This window comes from Flavobacterium sp. NG2, assembly GCF_034119845.1.
Classification (GTDB): domain Bacteria; phylum Bacteroidota; class Bacteroidia; order Flavobacteriales; family Flavobacteriaceae; genus Flavobacterium.
The window spans coordinates 3,447,597-3,470,878 of the sequence record NZ_CP139420.1 but is presented as its reverse complement, the minus strand read 5'-3'; the positions used below and the strand labels follow the sequence as shown (position 1 = coordinate 3,470,878).

At 33.2% G+C, this 23,282-nt stretch carries 25 protein-coding genes; 12 read left to right on the top strand and 13 right to left on the bottom strand.

All coding sequences use genetic code 11. From position 1 onward, the window contains the following. Window positions 1-126: 126 nt before the first annotated feature. Window positions 127-1,383, bottom strand: coding sequence for an MFS transporter (locus SLW70_RS14150; protein ID WP_320889251.1), 1,257 nt, complete (start codon window positions 1,381-1,383; stop codon window positions 127-129). Between the two features lie 165 nt (window positions 1,384-1,548). Between SLW70_RS14150 and yaaA the strand changes: the two genes are divergently transcribed. Next, on the top strand, window positions 1,549-2,307 hold the full coding sequence (yaaA, locus tag SLW70_RS14145; RefSeq protein ID WP_320889250.1) for a peroxide stress protein YaaA: 759 nt from the start codon (window positions 1,549-1,551) through the stop codon (window positions 2,305-2,307). A 236-nt stretch (window positions 2,308-2,543) separates the two neighbouring features. Here the strand turns inward: yaaA and SLW70_RS14140 are convergent, their stop codons facing one another. From SLW70_RS14140 to SLW70_RS14130, 3 genes are all read right to left on the bottom strand, one after another. After that, entirely contained in the window at window positions 2,544-3,497 is a 954-nt protein-coding gene (locus tag SLW70_RS14140) for a transketolase family protein (RefSeq protein WP_320889249.1), read from the bottom strand. A gap of 81 nt (window positions 3,498-3,578) precedes the next feature. Further along, window positions 3,579-4,433, bottom strand: coding sequence for a transketolase (locus tag SLW70_RS14135; RefSeq protein ID WP_320889248.1), 855 nt, complete (start codon window positions 4,431-4,433; stop codon window positions 3,579-3,581). A gap of 319 nt (window positions 4,434-4,752) precedes the next feature. Beyond that, window positions 4,753-5,406 carry an alpha/beta hydrolase gene (locus SLW70_RS14130; RefSeq protein ID WP_320889247.1) on the bottom strand — a complete coding sequence of 218 codons (654 nt, stop codon included), beginning with the start codon at window positions 5,404-5,406 and terminating at the stop codon, window positions 4,753-4,755. A gap of 575 nt (window positions 5,407-5,981) precedes the next feature. Between SLW70_RS14130 and SLW70_RS14125 the strand changes: the two genes are divergently transcribed. The 7 genes from SLW70_RS14125 (at window position 5,982) to SLW70_RS14095 (ending at window position 12,280) form a co-directional block, all read left to right on the top strand. Further along, window positions 5,982-6,881, top strand: a complete 900-nt coding sequence (locus SLW70_RS14125) for a MerR family transcriptional regulator (RefSeq protein ID WP_320889246.1) — start codon at window positions 5,982-5,984, stop codon at window positions 6,879-6,881. A 30-nt stretch (window positions 6,882-6,911) separates the two neighbouring features. Then, window positions 6,912-8,381, top strand: coding sequence for a phytoene desaturase family protein (locus tag SLW70_RS14120; RefSeq protein ID WP_320889245.1), 1,470 nt, complete (start codon window positions 6,912-6,914; stop codon window positions 8,379-8,381). A 4-nt stretch (window positions 8,382-8,385) separates the two neighbouring features. Continuing rightward, window positions 8,386-9,225 carry a phytoene/squalene synthase family protein gene (locus tag SLW70_RS14115; RefSeq protein WP_320889244.1) on the top strand — a complete coding sequence of 280 codons (840 nt, stop codon included), beginning with the start codon at window positions 8,386-8,388 and terminating at the stop codon, window positions 9,223-9,225. A gap of 2 nt (window positions 9,226-9,227) precedes the next feature. Continuing rightward, window positions 9,228-9,668 (top strand): sterol desaturase family protein, encoded by a 441-nt coding sequence (locus SLW70_RS14110; RefSeq protein WP_320889243.1) that lies wholly within the window; start codon window positions 9,228-9,230, stop codon window positions 9,666-9,668. 101 nt (window positions 9,669-9,769) lie between these two features. After that, a complete protein-coding gene (locus SLW70_RS14105) occupies window positions 9,770-10,468 on the top strand; it encodes a lycopene cyclase domain-containing protein (protein ID WP_320889242.1) in 699 nt (232 codons plus the stop codon). Continuing rightward, on the top strand, window positions 10,455-10,913 hold the full coding sequence (locus SLW70_RS14100; RefSeq protein WP_320889241.1) for an SRPBCC family protein: 459 nt from the start codon (window positions 10,455-10,457) through the stop codon (window positions 10,911-10,913). The genes SLW70_RS14105 and SLW70_RS14100 overlap by 14 nt, the downstream gene beginning before the upstream one ends. Before the next feature lie 71 nt (window positions 10,914-10,984). Then, window positions 10,985-12,280 carry a deoxyribodipyrimidine photo-lyase gene (locus SLW70_RS14095; RefSeq protein WP_320889239.1) on the top strand — a complete coding sequence of 432 codons (1,296 nt, stop codon included), beginning with the start codon at window positions 10,985-10,987 and terminating at the stop codon, window positions 12,278-12,280. A 142-nt stretch (window positions 12,281-12,422) separates the two neighbouring features. On the opposite strand, the gene SLW70_RS14090 is transcribed toward SLW70_RS14095, so the two are convergent. Genes SLW70_RS14090 through SLW70_RS14070 form a run of 5 tightly spaced genes read right to left on the bottom strand, consistent with a single transcriptional unit; the run spans window position 12,423 to window position 16,813 of the window. After that, window positions 12,423-13,841 (bottom strand): SDR family oxidoreductase, encoded by a 1,419-nt coding sequence (locus tag SLW70_RS14090; protein ID WP_320889238.1) that lies wholly within the window; start codon window positions 13,839-13,841, stop codon window positions 12,423-12,425. A 53-nt stretch (window positions 13,842-13,894) separates the two neighbouring features. Next, the gene (locus tag SLW70_RS14085; RefSeq protein ID WP_320889236.1) at window positions 13,895-14,578 is read right to left on the bottom strand and encodes an SDR family oxidoreductase; all 684 of its coding nucleotides are present in this window, start codon (window positions 14,576-14,578) and stop codon (window positions 13,895-13,897) included. After that, entirely contained in the window at window positions 14,575-14,853 is a 279-nt protein-coding gene (locus SLW70_RS14080; protein WP_320889235.1) for a TIGR03643 family protein, read from the bottom strand. Before SLW70_RS14080 ends, SLW70_RS14085 begins: the two co-directional genes overlap by 4 nt. Further along, on the bottom strand, window positions 14,850-16,154 hold the full coding sequence (locus SLW70_RS14075; protein ID WP_320889234.1) for an ABC1 kinase family protein: 1,305 nt from the start codon (window positions 16,152-16,154) through the stop codon (window positions 14,850-14,852). The genes SLW70_RS14080 and SLW70_RS14075 overlap by 4 nt, the downstream gene beginning before the upstream one ends. Continuing rightward, window positions 16,154-16,813 (bottom strand): TetR family transcriptional regulator C-terminal domain-containing protein, encoded by a 660-nt coding sequence (locus tag SLW70_RS14070; protein ID WP_320889233.1) that lies wholly within the window; start codon window positions 16,811-16,813, stop codon window positions 16,154-16,156. The genes SLW70_RS14075 and SLW70_RS14070 overlap by 1 nt, the downstream gene beginning before the upstream one ends. Window positions 16,814-16,927: 114 nt before the next feature. Here SLW70_RS14070 and SLW70_RS14065 point away from each other — a divergent pair, with 114 nt between their 5' ends. Continuing rightward, window positions 16,928-17,839: a TIGR01777 family oxidoreductase gene (locus SLW70_RS14065; protein WP_320889231.1), complete on the top strand. Its 912-nt coding sequence runs from the start codon at window positions 16,928-16,930 to the stop codon at window positions 17,837-17,839. A gap of 14 nt (window positions 17,840-17,853) precedes the next feature. Here the strand turns inward: SLW70_RS14065 and SLW70_RS14060 are convergent, their stop codons facing one another. Together SLW70_RS14060 and SLW70_RS14055 are read right to left on the bottom strand one after the other, a co-directional pair. Beyond that, window positions 17,854-18,402 (bottom strand): YceI family protein, encoded by a 549-nt coding sequence (locus SLW70_RS14060; RefSeq protein ID WP_320889229.1) that lies wholly within the window; start codon window positions 18,400-18,402, stop codon window positions 17,854-17,856. A 4-nt stretch (window positions 18,403-18,406) separates the two neighbouring features. After that, window positions 18,407-18,781 carry a c-type cytochrome gene (locus SLW70_RS14055; RefSeq protein ID WP_320889227.1) on the bottom strand — a complete coding sequence of 125 codons (375 nt, stop codon included), beginning with the start codon at window positions 18,779-18,781 and terminating at the stop codon, window positions 18,407-18,409. A 98-nt stretch (window positions 18,782-18,879) separates the two neighbouring features. Here SLW70_RS14055 and SLW70_RS14050 point away from each other — a divergent pair, with 98 nt between their 5' ends. Together SLW70_RS14050 and SLW70_RS14045 are read left to right on the top strand one after the other, a co-directional pair. Beyond that, window positions 18,880-19,266, top strand: a complete 387-nt coding sequence (locus SLW70_RS14050; protein ID WP_320889225.1) for an OB-fold protein — start codon at window positions 18,880-18,882, stop codon at window positions 19,264-19,266. Between the two features lie 48 nt (window positions 19,267-19,314). Then, complete coding sequence (locus SLW70_RS14045; RefSeq protein WP_320889224.1) at window positions 19,315-20,190, top strand: DUF5777 family beta-barrel protein; 876 nt, start codon at window positions 19,315-19,317, stop codon at window positions 20,188-20,190. Between the two features lie 27 nt (window positions 20,191-20,217). Here the strand turns inward: SLW70_RS14045 and SLW70_RS14040 are convergent, their stop codons facing one another. Together SLW70_RS14040 and rmuC are read right to left on the bottom strand one after the other, a co-directional pair. Beyond that, the gene (locus SLW70_RS14040; protein ID WP_320889223.1) at window positions 20,218-20,757 is read right to left on the bottom strand and encodes a YceI family protein; all 540 of its coding nucleotides are present in this window, start codon (window positions 20,755-20,757) and stop codon (window positions 20,218-20,220) included. Between the two features lie 135 nt (window positions 20,758-20,892). Further along, on the bottom strand, window positions 20,893-22,263 hold the full coding sequence (gene rmuC / locus SLW70_RS14035; RefSeq protein WP_320889222.1) for a DNA recombination protein RmuC: 1,371 nt from the start codon (window positions 22,261-22,263) through the stop codon (window positions 20,893-20,895). Window positions 22,264-22,533: 270 nt separating this feature from the next. On the opposite strand from rmuC, the gene SLW70_RS14030 reads away from it, so the two are divergent. Further along, window positions 22,534-23,109, top strand: a complete 576-nt coding sequence (locus tag SLW70_RS14030; RefSeq protein WP_320889221.1) for a transposase — start codon at window positions 22,534-22,536, stop codon at window positions 23,107-23,109. The last annotated feature ends 173 nt before the right edge of the window (window positions 23,110-23,282 follow it).

The following is a 23,282-nucleotide window of genomic DNA, read 5'->3' as shown; positions in this document are numbered from 1 at the left end:
TTTGTAGAATAATTTGAGTTTTGGTTTTTTATTCGATTTTTAGTCTTACAATAGATAACGTTTTCGTTTATAATCGATTCTGTTAAAGTGTTTGGTTATTAGTTGGTTATGTTTTTTTGTGATATTTTAATGTTCTCTTTCGATATAATCTAAATCAATGTGAAATGTTTCTTTTAATTTCCAAAGTGCTAATACCGCAATTGCTGAAAGTAAACAACCTACTATCATACCAGCTTTTAAAATATCACCGTTTAATAAGTCGTCTCTAAAGAATGTATAAATTAAAATGATTAACGGCAGTAAACCTCTAACGAAATTTGGGACTGTTGTCGTTACAGTTGCTCGAATATTAGTGCCAAATTGTTCTGCTGCAATAGTAATGAATAATACCCAATAACCAACAGAAAATCCCATGGCAAGACAGATAAAATAAAACGCTTGTACTGAAATGCCAAATGAGTTTAAAAACAAAAAGACCATTGCCAAGTTGAGTATTAAAAATAAATACACAATTTTTTTACGGCTTTTGAACCATTGACTTAATAATCCGCTACCAATATCTCCAAAGACTAATCCTGAATAACACCAAGCAATAGCCTGCCCTGCAGATACTGTTTCAGCAGCTTCGACATTTAATGCTTTTGCAAATTCTGGTGAGAAAGTAATTAAAACCCCCACCAAAAACCAAATAGGAATTCCGATTAGGATGCATTGCATGTATTTTAAAAAACGTTTTTTATTTGAAAATAAAGAGAGGAAGTCTCCTTTTTTCTCATTGCTTTCAGCTACTTTTTTGAAAATCCCAGATTCATTAATTCTAATTCTCATAAAAAGTAATAATATCCCCAGAATTCCACCAGCATAATAACACAAACGCCAATCTTGAAATATTTGGTACACTAGATATGCAGCTATAGCCCCTGAAACTCCAATCGAAGCAACAATCATTGTTCCGTATCCTCGTTTTTCCTTGGGTAAGCTTTCTGTTACCAAAGTGATACCTGCACCTAATTCGCCCGCAAGTCCAATTCCTGCAATCAAGCGCCAAAAAGCATAAGCCTCAACTGTAGTAACCATTCCGTTCGCAATATTGGCCACAGAATATATTAAAATAGAACCAAAAAGTACTGAAATCCTTCCTTTTTTGTCGCCAAGAATCCCCCATAAAATCCCTCCAAAAAGCATTCCGCCCATTTGCATACTTATAAGAAATTCACCTTGATTACGAATAGCATCTCCCACAAGGCCTAAATCTTTCAGACTATCTGTTCGTACAATTCCGAACAACAGTAAGTCATAAATGTCTACAAAATAACCTAAGGCAGCAACAATAACAGCTGCATTAAAAATCGAACTGGGTTTTGAAACGGGGGTAGTGTTCATTGTTAGTGTTTGTATTTATTTTTTGGCAAAAATAAAACAAATCTACTTTAATACTATCTTTATTTTTTATCCTGTCATTGTAGATTTCAATTGTTGAAAGACGATTTGTTGTTATTCAATTTGTACTTTTGGATTGTAAAAAAAATAAGAATAAGAATTTCCAATATGAAAATTGTAATATCACCTGCCAAGTCACTCAATTTCGATAAAGAACTCCCTACGTCTAACTTTAGTGAATCATCATTTTTGAAAGAATCTCGTCAAGTTCATAAAGTTTTAAAAACTAAAAAACCAGCTGAATTATCAGATTTAATGAGTATTTCTGAAAAATTAGCTGATTTGAATTGGCAACGCAATCAAGAATGGAAAACACCTTTCACAGTTGAGAATGCTAGACCTGCGGTTTATACTTTTGATGGGGATGTTTATACAGGCTTAGATGCCTTTTCAATTCCTGTTGAAAAAGTAGTGGTGTTGCAAGACAAGCTGCGTATTTTATCAGGTTTATATGGTCTTTTGAAACCTTTGGATTTAATTCAGGCCTACCGTTTAGAAATGGGAACAAAAATGCCAATTGGCGAACATAAAAATTTATATGAGTTTTGGAAACCAGTTATCACCAAAGCTTTAAATAAAGAATTGAAGGAAGGGGAGTTGTTTGTGAATTTGGCAAGTAATGAATATTTTTCTGCTGTTGATGTAAAAGCTTTGAAAGTACCGGTAATTACTCCAGATTTTAAAGATTACAAAGATGGGAAGTTGAAGATTATTAGTTTTTTTGCTAAAAAAGCCAGAGGAATGATGGTGCGTTACATTATAGATACGGGGGCCGAAACGATTGAAGATTTAAAAGGATTCGATTATGAAGGATATCAATTTGATGCTAATTTATCCAAAGGAAACAATCTCGTATTTACGAGATAAAGTTTTATAACTATGAGCTTATTTTTTTAAACCATTTAAGAAAATAATGATATTTAAGATTTGAGTTTTATTTCTTAAAATATGTTTTACGATATTTAAGAATTAAAAAAAATTATTAAACTTAATTTTTTAATGGTGAAATTTGAGGTGTATATTTTATCAAAAATAGCTACCATAAAAAAAGCTGTTTGAAAGATTTCAAACAGCTTTTTGTAATTTATATAAGAGTAAAAGAATTATTTTCTTTTGATCACTCTTTCAACAGCTTCAACAATTGCTTGATTGTTTAACTTGTATTTTTCCATTAATTGCTCAGGAGTTCCAGACTCACCAAAACTATCGTTTACAGCAACAAATTCTTGTGGTGCAGGAGTGTTTAATGCTAAAACTCTAGCAACACTTTCTCCAAGACCTCCAAGGATGTTATGCTCTTCGGCAGTAACAATACATTTTGTTTTAGCAACTGATTTCAAGATAGCTTCATCATCCAATGGTTTAATTGTGTGGATGTTGATAACCTCAGCAGAAATTCCTTTGGCTTCTAATGCTTCAGCAGCAATCAAAGCTTCCCAAACTAAATGTCCTGTAGCAACGATAGTTACATCAGTACCTTCGTTTAAAAGAATCGCTTTTCCAATTACGAATTCTTCGTCAGCAGGAGTAAAGTTAGGAACTACTGGACGACCAAAACGTAAGTACGCTGGTCCTTCATGTTTTGCTAACGCGATAGTAGCTGCTTTGGTTTGGTTGTAATCACAAGTGTTGATTACAGTCATTCCAGGTAACATTTTCATTAATCCAATATCTTCAAGGATTTGGTGTGTTGCTCCATCTTCTCCTAATGTTAATCCAGCGTGAGAAGCACAGATTTTTACATTTTTTTCAGAGTAAGCTACTGATTGACGGATTTGATCGTAAACTCTTCCTGTAGAAAAGTTAGCGAAAGTTCCTGTAAAAGGAATTTTACCACCAATAGTTAAACCAGCTGCAATTCCAATCATGTTTGCTTCAGCAATTCCGATTTGGAAAAAACGTTCTGGGTGATTTTTTTTGAAATCATCAAATTTTAATGAACCAATTAAGTCGGCACAAAGTGCTACCACATTTTCGTTAGTTTGACCTAATTCAGTCATTCCCGCTCCAAAACCTGAACGAGTATCTTTACTTCCTGTATTTGTATATTTTTTCATTTTTTCTTTGAGTTACAGAGCCAATAAGACTCTAAGGTGCTAAGTTCTAAAATCAGAAATTGTTAATCTCTAATCTAAAATTTAATAATCTGAATTGCCTCCTGTGTTGTAATTTTGACCTAGAGCATTTTCAAGTTGAGCATCATTTGGTGCCTTACCATGCCAAGCGTGGCTATACATCATGTAATCAACACCATTACCCATTTCAGTATGTAATAAAACGCAAACTGGTTTTCCTTTTCCTGTTCTTGCTTTCGCTTCATTCATTCCGGCAATAATTGATTCTAAGTCGTTACCTTTAGTAATCTCAATCACTTCCCAATCAAAAGCTTCAAATTTAGCACGAAGACTTCCCATTGCTAATACTTCGTCTGTAGTACCATCAATTTGTTTCCCGTTTAAATCTACAGTTGCAATTAAGTTGTCAACATTTTTTGCAGAAGCATACATAATCGCTTCCCAGTTTTGACCTTCTTGTAATTCACCATCACCGTGAAGTGTGTAAACAATATGCTTGTCGTTGTTTAATTTTTTAGCTTGAGCCGCACCAATAGCAACAGATAAACCTTGACCTAGAGAACCTGAAGCAATACGTACTCCTGGTAAATGATCATGCGTAGTAGGATGTCCTTGTAATCTTGAATTGATCAAACGGAAAGTTGCTAATTCAGATACAGGAAAGTAACCGCTTCTTGCAAGAACGCTATAAAAAACAGGAGAAATATGTCCGTTTGAAAGGAAGAAAAGGTCTTCACCGATTCCGTCCATGTCAAAACCTTCTTTACGTTCCATTAAGTTTTGGTATAGGGCTACTAGAAATTCAGTACAGCCAAGAGAACCTCCCGGATGTCCAGAGTTTACAGCGTGTACCATTCGAAGAATGTCTCTTCTTACTTGGATCGTTAAATCGTTTAATTGTTGTGTGTTAGGCTTCATTTTATATGTAAAAGTTAAACTGCTGCAAATGTAAATTTTATTTTGCCGTAAGACAAATGATTTTTGGTTTTGTTGACCAAATCTTGTACTAAAGGCCGAAAGCTATCAGTTAAAGATAGTTTTTTGTGTTTTTGATAGAGAATTGTAAATATAAGAATACCCGTTGGGTGAAATCTTTTAAAAACTAATTTCACTCAACGGGTATGTATTTTTGTAAACTTTTCTAGTATCTATTAAATGAAAGGGATTCTATTGTATAATAGAAATAGGAATTAGTTATATAATTCAGTCCACTTATTTATTTTATGTGTTTATCGAATTAGTATGATAACTGTTCTTTTTTGCTAAAATGTCTATTAAACCATGTTATAGCCATTTCTGCTGCTTCTTGTAGTTTTCCTGGTTCTTTGAATAGTTGTGTGGCTCTAGGAATAATTTTCATTTCTTTGATGGATTGTAGTTCGTCAAAGGCCATTTTATTCATACCTATTATTGGAACGTCAATACCTCCAACAATTAATAAGGTTGGAGCCGAAATTTGATTTAATGTGTTGATAACCATGTCAGGTCTACCTCCTCGGGACACAACTGCTTTTATAACTTTTCCAAAATAAGCTGCTGCTCTCATGGCTGCCGCTGCTCCAGTGTTGGAACCCAGATAACCAATAGGTAAATCTTTTATTGATTTTTTTTGCATTAACCATTCGGTAGTTTCAATCAATCGACTAACAAGAAGGTCAATATTGTATTTGTTTTCGTATACCAATTCTTCTTCTTCAGTAAGAAGATCAAATACAAGTGTACCAATATTGCATTTTTGAAGTAATTCTGCTAAAAATTTTGTTCTTGAATTTGCCCTATTTGAACCACTTCCATTTGAAAACACAACAATTCCTTTGGCTTTTTCAGGTATTACTAAGCTTCCTTTTAGTGTTACGGATTTTAATGGAATATCCATATCAATTTTTTTCATGATAGTAATTTTTTAATTGGAACAAGTTTTTTACTGTAGGTTTTAGTAAAAATTGGGTGTAGCGCAGGTGATATTATTTAGTGGTATTTTAATAAAAAGGTTGATGTCTAAATCTAAGTGACTTTTTAGTTATCAGTTTTTTATTTTAATCAAAAATAGAATTAAATAATATAGCAGTAAAGATACTGAAAATCAATTACTTTGAATGTATTTTTTTGATTTTTTTTAGGTTATTACTATTAATTTTAGGTTTGTGTTAACGAATAAATATTTAGATTAATTTTTATTAAAAAAAATGATTTTGGTAGCTCCTTTTATGTTAAAACTATTGGCTATTAAGAAGTACTTTTTTTTTGCTAGCTTTTCCGATAAATAGAATTGAAAATAATAGCAATCGAGCAGATGAATGCCAAAAAGAAAAATGAATGTTTGGTTTTTAGAAGTAGGGATTGTTGTTTGTTTATTGTGTAAACTTTTGTAATTCAAAGGTGAATTGAAATGATTTTATTTGAAAAAGTATAATTAGTAATTGGGTTTAATAAATTTTCGTATATTTGTTTAATCTTTTTATAAAAATGATAAACAATATTAAAACTACGTTTACAATAAAGGATCTGGAGAACCTTTCAGGTGTTAAAGCTCATACCATTCGTATTTGGGAAAAGAGGTATGATTTATTTTGCCCTATTCGCACTGAAACTAATATTAGAGTCTATGATTTGAAAAGTCTTCAAAAGCTTTTGAATGTTGTTTTTTTACAAGATTATGGATATAAAATTTCAAGAATAGCCAGCTGCACAGAAGAGGAAATTCCCGAGTTTGTTAGAAAAATAGTTTCAGATAAAAATGCGGATAATCACGCCATTAATATGTTTAAGTTAGCAATGATGAATTTTGATCATTCGTTGTTTATTAATACATATAATTGGTTAGCGCAAGAGAAAACATTTCGTCAAATATTTCAAGATGTTTTTATTCCTTTATTAGAAGAAATAGGTGCTTTATGGCAAACCGATACAATTACTCCGGCTCATGAACATTTTGTGAGTCATATTATTAGACAAAAAGTATTATTAAATATTCATGAAGCAAGCGTAAATCAGCCCACACAACTTGATAAGGTTTTTGTGTTGTTTTTGCCATTGAATGAAATTCACGATTTAGGCTTGTTGTATTTGAATTATGAGATAGTCAATAGCGGCTATCAAGTAATTTATCTGGGTGAAAGTATGCCTATTGACAATTTAAAAGATTTAAAGAATCATTTTTCAACAATAGTGTTTGTGTCTTATTTTACAGTTCAACCAGAAAACGGTGAAGTCATGGAATATATAGCACAAATGGCAGTAGAATTATTGGACGAAACTAATGAAATTTGGCTTTTAGGAAGAAAGGTAAAAGATGTGGAAACAAACCTATTGCCAGAACGTGTTACTGTTTTTAATGCTTTAACGGACTTGTTCCATAAATTATAAGTGAGTATCCAATAGTTGAATAATCAAAAAATGAAAAAAAATATTTCCATAATAGGTTCTGGTTTTTCTGCTTTGGCAGCTTCTTGTTATTTGGCTAAAGCTGGTCATCAAGTGACTGTTTTTGAGAAGAATGAATCTATTGGTGGCAGAGCCAGACAATTTAAAGCGGATGGTTTTACATTTGATATGGGACCAAGTTGGTATTGGATGCCTGATGTTTTTGAACGTTTTTTTGCTGATTTTGGCAAAAAAACAACCGATTATTATGAGCTAGTAAAACTTTCTCCAGCCTACAACGTATATTATGGTATGAGTGATTGTGTTGCCATAGCTGATAATTTAAACGATATTGAACAAACTTTTGAATCCATTGAAAAGGGGAGTGGAAAACACTTACGTGATTTTATGGCTGTAGCCAAAAGTAATTACGATATCGCGATCAAAGACTTAGTGTATCGTCCGGGAGTTTCGCCTCTCGAATTGGTAACTCTGGAAACAACTATAAAGCTAGGACAGTTTTTTAGCACTATTAGTAAAGATGTCCGTAAGAAGTTTAAAAATAAAAAACTTATTCAGATTCTGGAATTTCCTGTTTTATTTTTAGGCGCTAAACCTTCGGATACGCCATCGTTTTATAGTTTTATGAATTATGCCGACTTTGGTTTAGGAACTTGGCATCCTAAAACAGGAATGTTTGATGTGGTGAGAGCCATGGAAAATTTAGCCATCGAATTAGGGGTGAATTTCAAAACCAATTCGAATATCCAAAAGATTATAGTTGAAGATAAAATAGCCAAAGCTATAGTTGTCAATGGCGAGCGAATCGATTCGGATATTGTTTTAAGTGGTGCAGATTACCATCACACTGAAACGCTTTTGGATGAAAAACATAGAGCCTATTCTGAAAAATACTGGAACAGTCGCGTTTTTGCCCCTTCATCATTGTTGTTTTATGTGGGGTTTAATAAAAAAATAAAAAATGTATCGCATCATGCTTTGTTTTTTGATGTCGATTTTGAGCAACATGCAAAAGATATTTATGATGAACCTCAATGGCCTGCAGAGCCTTTGTTTTATGCTAATTTTCCATCCATGACGGATAAAACAGCAGCTCCTGAGGGAATGGAATCTGGTTTTTTCTTAATTCCACTAGCGCCAGGAATTCACGATACGGAGGCATTGAGAACGGAATATTTTGATAAAATAATAAACCGCTTTGAAACGATTACTCAGCAAAAGGTTAAAGAAAACATCGTTTATTCAAAATCATTTTGCAAAAATGATTTCGTTTCAGAATACAACTCGTATAAAGGCAATGCCTATGGAATGGCTAATACCTTATTACAAACTGCTTTTTTACGGCCGAAATTGAAAAGTAAAAAAGTACAACATTTATTTTTCACGGGACAATTAACTGTTCCTGGACCTGGAGTTCCACCTGCATTAATTTCAGGAAAACTTGTTTCAGAATTAATCAATAAGCAACTTTTAGAATCATAAAGTTATGAAGGAATTATTTGATACCGTTTCGTTTAAGTGCAGTAAGTTGGTCACTAAAAACTATAGCACCTCTTTTTCATTGGCCGTTTATATGTTGTCTCCAAGTATACGAGACGCCATTTATAGCATTTATGGTTTTGTACGTTTTGCTGACGAGATTGTAGATTCTTTTCATGGCTATGATAAAGAGTTTCTAATCAATGATTTCGAAAAAGAATATTATAAAGCCTATAAGGCTGGGATTAGTTTGAACCCGATATTAAATTCATTTCAGCACACAGTCAAAGAATATAATATTACTGATGATTTAGTGCAAGCTTTTATGAAAAGTATGAAATTGGATTTGGTGAAGCAAAATTACGATAGCCAAGAAGAGTACAATGAATATATCTATGGTTCTGCTGATGTTGTAGGATTGATGTGTTTGAAAGTTTTTGTAAAAGGAAATGAAGAAAAGTATAACCAACTTAAGGCCGAAGCGATGCGATTGGGATCAGCTTTTCAAAAAGTGAATTTCTTACGGGATTTGAAAGACGATAACTTGATTTTGAATCGCAATTATTTTCCTGGTGTAGATTTAAAATCATTTGATGAAAAATCCAAAAAATCCATTATCGATGAGATTGAAGAAGATTTCAAAATCGCGTATCAGGGTATTGTTAAGTTGCCTATCGAAGCTAAATTTGGGGTTTATACCGCTTATGTTTACTATAAAAAGCTATTATATAAATTAGAAAAAACGCCTTCACACCAAATAGGAAATGCCAGAATTAGGGTGTCTAATTATACCAAGTTTGGTTTGTTGGCCAAGTCATTTGTGTCCTATAAATTAAAATTAGTGTAATTATGATTTATTTTTTAATAACCCTCGGAGTCTTTTTATTGATGGAGTGCGTCACATGGTTGACACATAAATACGTTATGCATGGATTTATGTGGTATTTTCATGAAGACCATCACCAACCTAAATACGCCAATGTTTTTGAACGTAATGATATATTCTTTGTGATTTTTGCCATTCCGAGTATTATACTTTTCTATTATGGAGCTGAGGCTAATTTTAATTATTTGTTTTTTATAGGCCTTGGCATAACACTTTATGGCTTTTGCTATTTTATGATACACGATGTATTGATTCACCAACGTTTTAAATGGTTCAAAAACACCAAGAATAAATATTTAATAGGACTAAGAAAAGCGCATAAAGTACATCATAAGCATTTAGGCAAAGAAGAAGGCGAATGTTTTGGGATGTTGTTTGTTCCTTTTAAGTATTGGAAAAAGTAAATTTTTAGTTTCAGGTTTAAAGTTTCATGTTAGATGCATCATGTGAAATCTTTGTCTAGAACTTGAAACTTGAAACAAAAAAAAACTTGAAACAAAAAACAATGTCACTATATCTAATTCTAAATATCGCTTCTTTCATCATTCCGTTTTTATACAGTTTTGAAAAAAGAATGCAGTATAGTAAACGTTGGAAATCTTTATTTCCTGCTTTGTTGACAACAGCTGTGTTTTTTATTATTTGGGATGTGTTATTCACTAAAATGGGTGTTTGGCATTTTAATCCAAGGTATCATACAGGTATTGAAATTCTAGGTTTGCCCATTGAGGAATGGTTGTTCTTTTTTTGTATTCCTTATGCAAGTTTATTCATTCATTTTGCTTTTCAATATTTTTTGCCCAAAGTGGCTTTGAGTGATGTGACTGTGAAAAGGATATATTGGGGAATCGTGATTGTGATTTTTCCAGTCCTCATCTTCAATTTAGACAAATGGTATACGGCAGTCAATTATGGTTTTTTATTACTGTTGTTGACTTATACTATTCGTAAAACGCCAACTGTTTTAAAAACGTTTTTTATAACCTTCTTAATAATATTGATTCCTTTTGCAATTGTCAACGGAATCTTAACAGGAAGTTTTATAGACGAACCGGTGGTGTATTATAATGATGCTGAAAATTTAGGCATTCGGCTGGTTACTATTCCTATTGAAGATGTAGGTTATGCTTTTTCGATGTTATTAATGACTTTGGTATTAATGTATCAATCTGAAAATAAATTAAAACGAAATGAAACTTTATAAAAAGGAAACAGTACAGTATGTTAATGCTAGTCTTGATGAATGTTGGGCTTTCTTTTCTAATCCAAAGAATTTGCAAAAAATAACGCCTGAAGACATGGGGTTTATCATCACAGATTATGATGGAAAATCAATGTATGCAGGTCAGATTATTCAGTATAAGGTTAGTCCGCTTTTAGGGATTAAATTGCCTTGGGTTACTGAAATTACAATTGTAAAAGACCGAAGTTATTTTATAGACGAACAGCGTTTTGGTCCTTATGCGATGTGGCATCACAAACATTTTTTTGAAGCTACTGACAAAGGAGTGAAAATGACGGATGTTGTGCATTATGGGTTGCCGTTAGGCTTTTTAGGTCAAATAATGAATACATTAGTTGTTAAAAATAAATTGAAAGCCATTTTTGAACACCGTGAAAGAATGGTGAATGAAATTTTTAATTCATAACAGCTATTCTTTGTGATTCAGTCGCTTTGATTAACAGATTAAAAGGGATTAGCTAATAGAAAAACAACTACATGACAAAAGAAAAAGTAACAATTTTTTGGTTCCGGCGCGATTTACGTTTGGATGATAATCTAGGATTGTATCAAGCTTTACAATCTGATTTTCCTGTAATTCCTATTTTTATTTTTGACGATTCCATTTTAGAGAATTTACCCAGAAATGATGCTAGAGTCGGATTTATTTATGATTCGTTAGCTGGGATTAATGTAACGTTAAATAAGATAGATAGTTCACTTTTGGTTAAAAAAGGAACTGTAATGTCTGTTTGGGAGTCTTTAATTGAAAGCTATGATATTCAAGAAGTACATTTGAATAAAGATTATGAGCCGTATGCAATTCAACGTGACCACTCAGTTGCAGCACTTTTACAAAAGAATACTATTGCTTTTTATTCTCACAAAGATCAAGTCATTTTTGAAGAAAACGAAATTACAAAAGCCGATGGTTTGCCTTATACCGTTTATACGCCTTATAAAAATAAATGGTTGGAAAAGTTTAAAACGCTCTTGCCAATAACAGCCTACGCAACAGCTGATTATTTTTCTAAATTCTATCAGAGCAATTTTGATTTTCCATCATTAAAAAATATCGGTTTTGAGGAAAGTGCTATTAAAGTGAAACCTCATAATTTATCACAAATAAAGACCTATCATGAAACTCGTGATTTTCCAGCACTGAATTCCACTTCGTATTTGTCACCACATTTGCGTTTTGGGACTGTTAGCGTTCGGAAGTTAGCGCAATGGGCGTCTAAAACCAATGCTGTTTTTTTGAGTGAATTGATTTGGCGTGAATTTTTTATGCAAATATTGTTTCATTTCCCTAAAGTAGTGACAAATAATTTCAAGGCTTCGTATGACGGTATTCAATGGCGTAATAATGAGGAAGAGTTTAAAAAATGGTGTTCCGGAAATACAGGCTATCCGATGGTTGATGCCGGTATGCGCGAACTGAATGCTACAGGTTATATGCACAACCGTGTGCGTATGGTGGTAGCGAGTTTTTTATGCAAGCATTTATTAATCAGTTGGCAATGGGGTGAGGCTTATTTTGCTGAGAGATTATTAGATTATGATTTGTCAGCCAATGTAGGGAACTGGCAATGGGCAGCGGGAACGGGCTGCGATGCGGCGCCGTATTTTAGAGTATTCAACCCTGAAATTCAATTGAAAAAGTTTGACGAAAAAGGAATTTATATTCGAAAATGGATTCCGGAGTTTGATTTGGGTTATGGCGAACCGATGGTAGAACATGCTTTTGCTCGGGATAGAGCGATTGCTACTTATAAGGCAGGGATTTTGAAATGATTATTAACATATGAGTTTTTTTGAACAAAATAGTTTTTAATGCACCAAACCCCTAGCCCAGATAGAAGCGGCATCCTTTTCTTTTTTTTCTTTCAAAAAAAGAAAAGATAGAGCGGATAGCTGGATAAAGCTCCAAAAAAAACTAGCCAATTAATTTATTCAACATGCCGTTGAAAATGAATCCGTGAAAAGGTAAAACCGAGTACCAATAGAGTTTTCCTAAAAAACCTTTTGGTTTAAAAGTAGCCGATTGATATAAGTAGTTGTTGATGATTTTGAATTCAAGCCAAGCTTCGCCTGGAAGTTTCATCTCGGCATATAGAATTAGTTTTCCTTCGTCTTTATTAGCGTACAATACGCGCCAGAAATCTAGTGTGTCACCTGCGTTTATATTTTGTTTATTGGTACGCCCACGTCTAGCGCCCACGCCACCAAAAAGTTTGTCTATAAAACCTCTTAATCCCCATAGCCAGTCTGCATAATACCAACCGTTTTCGCCACCTATAGACCAGATTTTATTAATGGTATAGTTATGGTCTTTGATTTCTTTTTTGCGTCTATCTATGAAACAATCCTTTTTTGGGACTTTGATGAATTGAGAGATATTAGTATTGAAACGGCCACTGATTAAGGAATCTTTCCAACTCGAGGCTACATTATCTTCCTGTTCTTTGTTTAGTGCCTTGGCAAGCGCTTCTTCATACGATATAGGGGTGATATTTACTATTTTATTAATGTCATTGTTTTTACAAACGACTTCGACCTTCATGCTACTTACGAGAGATACGGCAAGTTTATATGAAGTAGAGGTAACAAAATAGAGCCAGTAAGAGGATAATTTGGGAGTCATTATGGGAACGGTGAATATGTAACGCGTTAGTTTTTTTGCTTTGGCGAAAGCCAATAACATCTCTTTATAGGTTAAAATATCTGGTCCACCAATGTCAAAACTTTTATTATAGGTTTGTGGATTGTGTAATGTTTTGGATAGAAATAGCAATACATCCGAGATTCCTATGGGTTGGCATTTGGTATTTAACCATTTAGGTGTTATCATGATAGGAAGTTTGTTGACCAAATCCCTTATGATTTCAAATGAAGCACTGCCCGAACCCACGATGATTCCAGCACGCAAAGTAGTTGTGGCAAAATTAGCTTGATTTAGAATTTCTTCTACTTGTTTGCGTGAAGCCAGATGTTTAGATAAGTTTTTATCATTGACTATGCCACTTAAGTAAATAACTTGTTTTACAGTTGTTTGATTGAGTTGAGCAATGAAATTCTCAGCAGAAATTCGTTCGAGTTCATCGTAATTCGTAGCCGAAACAGACATGGAATGAATTAAATAATAAGCCGCATCAATGTTTGTAGGAATGTTTTTTAAGGTTTCTTTTATGGTAAAATCGACTTCAATGATGGTGATTTGGGTTCTATATTTTTCAGGAAAATTAAAACGATTTTTATCTCTCACACAACAGATAATATCGTGACCTTGCTCCGCCAAAAGGGGTAGAAGTCGTTTTCCGATATAGCCTGTTGCACCTGTTAAGAGAATTTTCATAGTTTTAGTGATTTTAGAATACTGTAATCAAATTGATTATCCTATAAATGTAATTAAATTTTAAAGGAGACAATACCGTAATCCATAGGGATAATTTGTCCAGAGATTGATTTTGCTTTTTTAGATAATAAGAAATCAGCCATTTCAGCGACTTCGATAGGATTTAAATAACCTTTCATAGGGTGTCGTTCTATCATGTTTTCTTTCATTCGGTCGTTGCGTAATATGTTTGCAGCAAGTGAGGTATCTGTTATTGTAGGAGCAATCCCGTTTATGCGAATGTTTCCTGCTAATTCGGCTCCAAGTGATTTTATTAGGCCTTCGACTGCTGATTTTGAAGCGGCAACACTTGCATGATAGGGCATTCCGAGTTTGGCTGCCACAGTACTAAATAATAGGATAGAAGGCGCATTCCCTTTTTTTAATACTGGTAAATATTTATGTATGGCTTTTACAGCGCCAATGACATTTATTTCAAAATCATTTCTAAAATCTTCCACGCTCAAACTACCAATGGGTTTGAGATTGATGGAACCTGGGCAGTACACTAAATGATCGAGTGAATTGATCTCAGGCAATTCATCCTTGGTAATATCCAATGAATAATGTACCAAGTTAGGATGTGAAATCTCAGGTGCAGTTCGGCTGATATTGTAGGCTTTATTGTTTTCGAGTTGTTGCATTAGGATTGCTTTTCCAATGCCTTTACTTCCGCCTATGATTAGTGTTTCTTTCATCTTTTTGATATAGAATTATTGCTTATTTGTCTTTGTAAAGCACATTTAAACCGACCTTTTAGGAAGGTTCTTAATTGTCCGTGTTTCGTTTTTCGTCCTTGAACTCTTTTGCGCCATCTTTTAAAACTAGAAGCTTTAATTTGGTTTCGCATTAGTGTTATCACATCCGATTCGTTAAGTCCAAATTGAAATAGGATGGCTTCAAATGGTGTTCGGTCTTCCCAAGCCATTTCAATGATTCGGTCGATTTCAATGGAAGTAAGTGCTCTTTTCATGATGGTATATTTTGATACTGATTAACCGTGATGTTTGCTTTTAAATCAAACATTAAATTATAAAGCCCAAAGAAGGTTCGATTCATGTAAATGAAGTGTTTAGATCCTCTATTTCCGTTCATTTTCTTGAGATTAGTGTCGTTAGAAAACCGTTCGCCTAGTTGCGCAATACTTTCAAAAAAAGCAGGATTTGAAAAGTCAAAGGTCGCTGATTGAAAAGGTTGCGTAAATAACGAAAGTAAATCATAGAACATTTGAGTGAAATATTTCTTTTCATCCTCAGAATCATCCTCTCTTAGAATCTCTAATTTGAATAGTTTTTCTCTGAAAAGAGTTTCGTTATCAATAATTTCTTTGTTTATTAATTCAAAATATGGGATGTAGAAATCCATCGGAATGGTTTTCATACAGCCAAAGTCTAATGCAACTAGTTCTTGGTTTTCATTCACCAAAAAATTACCTGGGTGTGGGTCAGCATGTACTTTTTTCAAGACATGGATTTGGTACATATAAAAATCCCAAAGGGCTTGTCCCAGTTTATTCGCAACAATAGGATTATCATTTTCAAATTCAGACAAATGGACTCCTTGCATCCAATCCATAGTTAGGATTTTTTCTGAAGAAAATTCAGGATAGTAAGTAGGGAGATTTAGGTTTGGAATTCGGCTACAGGCGTTTGCTATTTCTTGACTTTGTTGTAATTCAAGCGTGTAATTTGTTTCTTCAATTAATTTATCTTCAACTTCTTTAAAATACTTGTCGGAGTCTTTTCCTTGAAGATTAAACATTCGGATAGCGACAGGTTTGACTAAGGCTAAATCCGATGATATACTATTAGCCACTCCTGGATATTGAATTTTTACGGCTAACTTTTTATTGTTTTTTAGTGCCAAATGTACTTGACCTATACTGGCAGCATTTACCGAATTGGGGTTGAATTCGTCAAACAATTCATAAGGTGTTTTTCCAAAATTATTCTTGAAAGTTTTAAGTACCAAAGGAGCGGATAAGGGAGGGACTGAAAATTGAGATAAAGAGAATTTCTCTACATAGGCTTGTGGAAGGAAGTTTTTATCCATACTTAACATCTGAGCTACTTTTAGCGCACTTCCTTTTAAGTTTTTCAGGCCGTCATAAATGTCTTCGGCATTATCTTGATTGAGTTTGTCCTTGTTGAGCTCTGGATTAACTATTTTTTCACCATAATATTTAAGGTAGTTTACACCTACTTTAGCTCCTGTTTGAACCAATTTAGTAGCTCTTTCAATTTTTGAGGTTGGGATATAGTCGATTGTTTTCATTATTGGCGGTTTATTTTTTCTTTGAAAATGAATTTTCCAAAGTCAATTAAGCTTTCTATAGGAGCTATATTGATTAATTCAAAACTTAGTTTGACTGATTTTTCAATGTAAATATCTGTTTTCTCGAATGAGGCTGAGTCATCGTCTAACCAAAATTTAAGGGTTAGCAAGAGCTGTATCCAAGCGGCTTCTTGAATTGCTTTTTGTTGAAAATCTTGAACTTTTTCTTGTTTTAGCAAGAAATCTTCAGTTACAATTGAAGCTATATATTTTTTAAATTCTTGATGTAGACTAGATAATTGTAAAATATTTTTGAGCTGATTTTTATAATTGTTCAAGCTTAATTTGACATAAGAACGATTTGCTGTTAGTAGTTCAAAAAAAGTGAAGTAGAAACTCAAAAGTTTCGTTTTGGTATCATAACTACTATAATTGGTGTCGGTTTCAATCATTTCAATGGTATTATTTAAGAAAGTCAAGTAGATTTCTTTTTCAATAGCCTCCATCGCACCGAAGAATTTATAGAAATCAGATTCTGTCATCCCATTTGCTTTTGCAAATGCATGAACTGATTGCGGAATTTCATTATGTTCTAGCTTGTAGTTCATATATTGATTGATAATATACTCTTTAGTAATCTTTATTTTTTTAGTTGCCATGATGTTGATTTTTATTTTCACCATAAAGATAGGTAAAATGTTTAATCTTTTTGGTTAAATGCTAAACAAAATAATGTTGTATATTTGTTAATGAACTAAATTCAGTTAAGAATTATGGTAAAAAAGAACATACTCATCACGGGAGGAACGGGTTTTGTGGGGAAACATCTAACTAACCTGTTAATTAGCAAAGGGTTTTCGGTTAGTGTATTAAGTAGATCTAAAAGAGCCAACAAAGAGTCCTTATCTTATTATACTTGGGATATTGATAAATTTATAATTGATGAAGAGGCTGTTTTGAATGCAGATTGTATCATTCACTTGGCAGGAGAAAATATTGCTGGTAAACGCTGGACACAATCAAGAAAAAAAGCTATTGTTGATAGTAGGGTACAGCCAGTGAAACTCATAGAATCAATTTTAAAGAAACATAATAAAAAATTGGATGCATTTATAAGTGCTTCAGGGGTTGGAATTTATGGGGGGTATAATAAAACTAAGATTTGTTCAGAAGAAAGAGTTGCTGCGACTGATTTTTTAGGGAGTACCTGTCAGAAATGGGAAGCTGTTGCTGATGAAATGGCTTTATATGCAAACAGAATAGTGAAAGTTCGCACTGGTTTGGTTTTAGGGAAAGGTGGTTTTTTGAGTAAAATATTACCTTTGTTTAAATGGAGATTGGGCTCGGCTATTGGTACGGGAAAACAATTTATGCCTTGGATTCATATTGATGATTTATGTCGGATTTATTTGGAAGCTATCGAAAATCCACAGATGAATGGAGCCTATAACGCTGCGGTATTTGATAACACAACCAATGCTATATTTTCTAAAAAATTAGCCAAGGTATTAGGATATAAAATACTACTACCCAATGTACCTGCTTTTATGCTCCGTATTTTACTTGGTGAAATGGCCGTTATTGTTTTGACAGGACAAAGAGTTTCGCCAGAAAAAATTAAGAAGTTGGGGTTTCAGTTTCAGTATAAAGATTTAGAAACTGCAATAAGGAATTGTTTGAAATAAGTTTCTGATTTTTGTTATTTAAGTAAAAAATCGATTTTGATAGTAACCGTTTCGGCTACTTTTTTACTGACCACTTTTGGGATATGGATATCAAAATCCGAAGGAGTAACAATGAATTGAGATTGTAATTCAATATCATTCTTTATTTTTTTGAGTGTTACAGAGGTAGTGATTTCCTTTGTTTTACCATGTATGCTGAGTATTCCATTTAAGACAAGTGTTTTTGGAACATCAGTGCTAAGGCTCATTAGATTAAAATTTTTAATTGTTCCTTTAAAAGTCGCCTTAGGATATTTATTACTTTCGATATAATTTTCATTAAAATGTTCTTCCATTAAGGCAACTTTGAATCGGAATCCTTTTACCAAAGCGAGACTTGCTAATTCACCAGTATTCGTGTTCAAGATACAACTGACACTGTTGTTCGTAGCTTTAACTTCTTCGAATGAAGGAACAGAGGCTTCAAAAGTAATAGTACCTGATTTGGTGATTTTTCTTTCTTGTGAAAAACCAATGGATATCATGAATAGAAAAGCAATATTTAATAAATAAAAATTCTTCATAATATTATTCTTTAAAACCGTCATTTTTCCAGCTTACCACCTTATCAATGGTCGCTTGCGGTAAGCGTGTGCCATTATAAGGCATCAAACCGCTTTCTCCTTGAGCTTTTGAAATTCGTTCAATGAGTTGGTCATTTGAAACGGCATTTTTGACTTTGGTGTAGGTGTTTAATGAAATAGACGCTCCATTTGTGGTAGGGACACCATGGCAAGAAATACAATTGGTTGATATTATGGCATTAATTGTATTGGTATACGTAATTGTCGTAGGAGTAGGCGTGGGATTAGGTTCTGTTGTCAAATCAGACTCAGAATTATTTGAACAACTCAAATTTAAAAAAGTATAAATCGTAATCGCAATTAAGTGGTATTTTTTCATTGGTTTTGGATTTTAAGGCTAACTACCTTAAAATTAGTTATAAAAACTGATAAATTTTAATTAAATTCAAATAATATTTTAATTTAAACTATAAAATCATGAAAAAATATATCCTTTTTGTTGTTGCATTTATCACAATTGCGATAGCTGGTTATTTATATGTCTATAAAGTACATCGCGATATAGAGACTGAAAATGAAGCGTATCATGGTGATGTTAAAACTTTATTTGAGGCTTATCAAGCTGATGAATCTCAATCAAATTTGGAGTATCTTGATAAAACAATTGTCGTTTCGGGTGTAATTAGTTCGCTACAGAGAGAAAATCGAACATTGGTTTTGAATAAACAATTGCATGCAGTCATTAATGAAAATATTCATGATAGCATCAATGAAGGTGATAAAATAAAAATTAAGGGAAGACTGATAGGTTATGATTCTTTATTGGAAGAATTAAAACTAGATCAATCTGTAATTGTAAAATAAATAAGTAAAACGCTTTTTTCTGTAATTATTAAAAAAAAAACACCTATTATGAAATATCTATTGATAACCTTGTTGGTTCCTTTTTATATGTTGTCGCAAAATGATTTATTGAGTGAGATTGATACTAAAAAGGTTGATACAAAATCTACTTCGGCCTTTAAATCTCTCAAAATAGTAAATTTTGAATCCACTAAATTGGTAGGGAAAGGCGATTTGTTTTTTGTAGTGGCCCATCGTTTTGACTATGTCAAAAATGGTTTTGAAGATTTCTTCGGAATCGATGATGCTGTCACCCAAATAAAGTTTGCTTATGGATTGACTGAAGGAGTCACTTTGCATATTTCTCGTACTGGTTTTCAAAAAACCTATGATGCAGGGATTAAGTATTTATTAGTTTCTCAAAAATCGGATGGTTTTCCACTCACCATTGTAGGGTTTAATAGTGTGGCGATAAATTCGGAAATGAAAAAGCAATTTTTTCCTTTATTGGAGTTTAAGCATCGTTTGACATATGTTAGTCAGTTGTTAGTTTCTAGAAAAGTAAGCGATAAATTGTCATTAGAGCTAGCGCCAACTTTTTTTCATGAAAATGTAGTACGAGATATTTTGGATTCTAATAACAATGTAATTACACCAAATCCGCAAGAGAATAGTCAATTGGCAATAGGTATAGGAGGAAGGTATAAATTAGCTAAACGTTGGTCGTTAAATATGGATTATGGAGCACATTTAAATAGGGCTTCACAGTCAATCTATAAAAATCCAATTTCGATAGGAGTCGACCTAGAGACAGGAGGTCATGTATTTCAAATGCATTTTACTAATTCAAGAGCAATGCACGAATCTGGTTTTTTAGGACAAACCACTGGAGAATGGACAAAAGGAGAAATTTCTTTTGGGTTTAATTTGGTTAGAGTTTTTTGACAAGAAAAATGCGTATTGAGTTCTGATTTATTGAAAGATAGAACTTATAGATACTGAGACATTTTTGGATATTTTATCCCGCACTAAATAAGGAATATCGATAGCAAAGTCATCTGTGTTTAGTGAAAATTCAGAAAGAAGTTCAATACCTTTTTCAGACTGTTTAATTTTTCCAGTAACCGTGATATTTTTTGATTGACCATGGATGGTAATTTTGCCTTTGATCACAAATATTTTAGGAATACTAGTTACTATTTTTATTTCGAATTTTTCGATGATTCCTTTAAAAGTGGCTTTTGGAAAACGATTGGTTTCAAGATAATTCTCATTGAAATGTGTTTCCATTAAACTTCTTTCAAATCGAAAATTTTTCATCGGAATTTCAAATGAAATATAGCCTCGTTTTACATTTAGTACTCCCCCAATACTTTCGTTTTTAGCAGCTACAGGTTCAAAGATAGGTACGGATGCTTCAAAAAAAACAATAGCATTTTTGACCGTCATTATTTTTTGAGAATAGGTAGCGGTAAAGATAAAAAAGAATAAAAAGAGTAGCGAATTTTTCATTGTTGAAAAATTTTGAGAGTCTTTTAAAGTTACGATTTTTTTTAGGAAAATAAAAACAAAAAAGCACTGAAAAATACGATTTTTAGTGCTTTTTTAAGGGTTGTAAAAAATAAAATAATTGCAGTAGAACTTTTATTAATTGATTAGTTTGGATTCATTTTTATCCGCTCTTGCTAAAATATTTTCAGGGAGTGATTTTTTGGCTTTGGCCCCCATCTTTTTTAATTTCTCAACGCTCGTGATAAGGTTTCCTTTTCCTTCAAAAAGTTTGTTCATAGCACCGCTATATTCTATTTTACTTTCGTCTATTTTTTTACCAATTTTGATTAAGTCGGCTAGGAAGCCTTCAAATTTATCGTATAGTGCACCAGCTTGGCGTGCAATTTCAAAAGCATTTTCCTGTTGTTTTTGATTGGTCCACATACTGTCAATAGTGCGTAAGGTTGCTAGCAAAGTCGCAGGGGTAACAATCACAATGTTTTTCTCAAAAGCTTTGTTGTATAAACTCGTGTCCTCATTTAAGGCAATTGCAAAGGCAGGCTCTATCGGGATAAATAACAAAACAAAATCAGGGCTTTCAATTTGGTATAAATCCTGATAATTTTTGTTGCCTAATTGTTCTACATGTCGCTTAATCGAGTTGGTGTGTTCTTTTAAGAAACTTATTTTTAAATCATCGTCATCCTCGTTGATGTATTTCTCATAGGCTGTCAACGAAACTTTAGAGTCGACAATCATCTTCTTGCCATCAGGTAAATTGATGACAACATCAGGAAATACACGGTTGCCTTCCTCAGTGGTAAAACTTTGTTGCACTTCGTATTCACGTCCCTTTTCTAAACCCGATTTTTCGAGTACACGTTCTAATACGAGTTCGCCCCAGTTCCCTTGCATTTTACTGTCTCCTTTTAAGGCTTTGGTCAAATTCAGAGTCTCCTTGCTCATTTGAAGATTCATTTCGCGTAGACCCAAAATTTGTTGGCGTAATGCCGCATGATAATCAATACTTTCTTTATGAGTATCCTCGACTTTCTTTTCGAATAGTTGAATTTTATCTTGCAAAGGAGACAAGATATTTTTCATGTTTTCTTTATTCTGTTCTGTGAATTTATTTGACTTTTCGTCTAGGATTTTATTAGCTAGGTTTTCAAATTCTTTGGTGAATTTTTCCTGTAGTTTCTCTACTTCTTCTTTTTGTTCTTTGTTGCGTTCCCAAAGGTTTTCAAAATCGACTTCTTTTTTCGAAAGTTGGATAGCAAGGCTGTCTTTTTCGTTCCGAATCAATTCTTTCTCGGTTTGGCTAGTTTCCAATTGTTTTTCAAATGAAGTTCGGTCTTGGATAAGCTGTTCTTTCAATTGAGTTAGTTGAAAGTTAAGTCCGTTTAGTTTTTCTTCCAAACCACTTTTTTCGGCTTGAAAACGAGCCGATAAAAGCATTTTACCTATTGTAAAACCAAGTGCAAGTGCAATAATAAAAACCAATAAAAAGGAAAGGATTGTAGGCATAGAATGATTGTTTTTTTATAGAAAGTAAAAGTAAGAATAAATTGTGCGGATGTAGTAGGGTAGGATTAATTTTTTTAATGACGTGGGGACAGGTCGCGACCTGTCCGTACATGTGTCCCTATCTGTACATGTGTCTCTATTCGTGTATGTGCTCTCCTGTCCGTACATACGCCCCAGTCCGTAGATGGGTATGTTTTTCCAAATTATAAATTCTGTTGTTTTAATGTAAGAAAAAAATGTATATTTATCGTAGTCTTTATAATGTTAAAAATGAAAAGTAGAAAACGCAATAGAATGTTAGGATATGATTATTCAAGTGATAATTTATATTTTGTTACGATATGTGTAGAGGATAGAAAATGTTGTTTTGGTTACGTAGGGACTGTAGGGACAGGTCGCGACCTGTCCGTACATGCGCCCCTATTCGAACATGCGCCCCTATCCGTACATTCCCCCGAGCCCGTACATTCCCCCCAGCCAGAAGATATGCCCCAATCCGAAGATGAATTACATTCAAATTTGCAAATGGAATCCAAAGAAAGCAATAATCAATTGATGATTTTAAATCAATTTGGTGAAATAGCCTATAAACAATTAGAATGGTTAGAGGAGCAGTATGAGTATGTAGTGTTACATTCTAGTATCGTGATGCCAAATCATGTTCACGCCATCATTGAGATTGATTCTAGTCTGGTTTCAGATGCAACTATAAAAATTAAATCATTATCGGAATTAGTTGGTGCCTATAAAACAACTTCGTCCAAATTAATTCGGCGTTCAGGATTAGAAAGTTTTGCTTGGCATCGTTCCTTTCATGATCATATTATAAGAAACGAGCAATCTTAAATTAGGATATTGAATTATATCATTACTAATGCAGAGCGATGGAAAGCTGATGTGTTTTTTGAGTAGGATTAAAACAGGGTAATTTGAAATAAATAAGACTCACTAAGGCAAGACTAAAGAGTTGAATCTACTGCGTTTTGGCGGATTATTGTAGTATAAGTAAAAAAGTATTG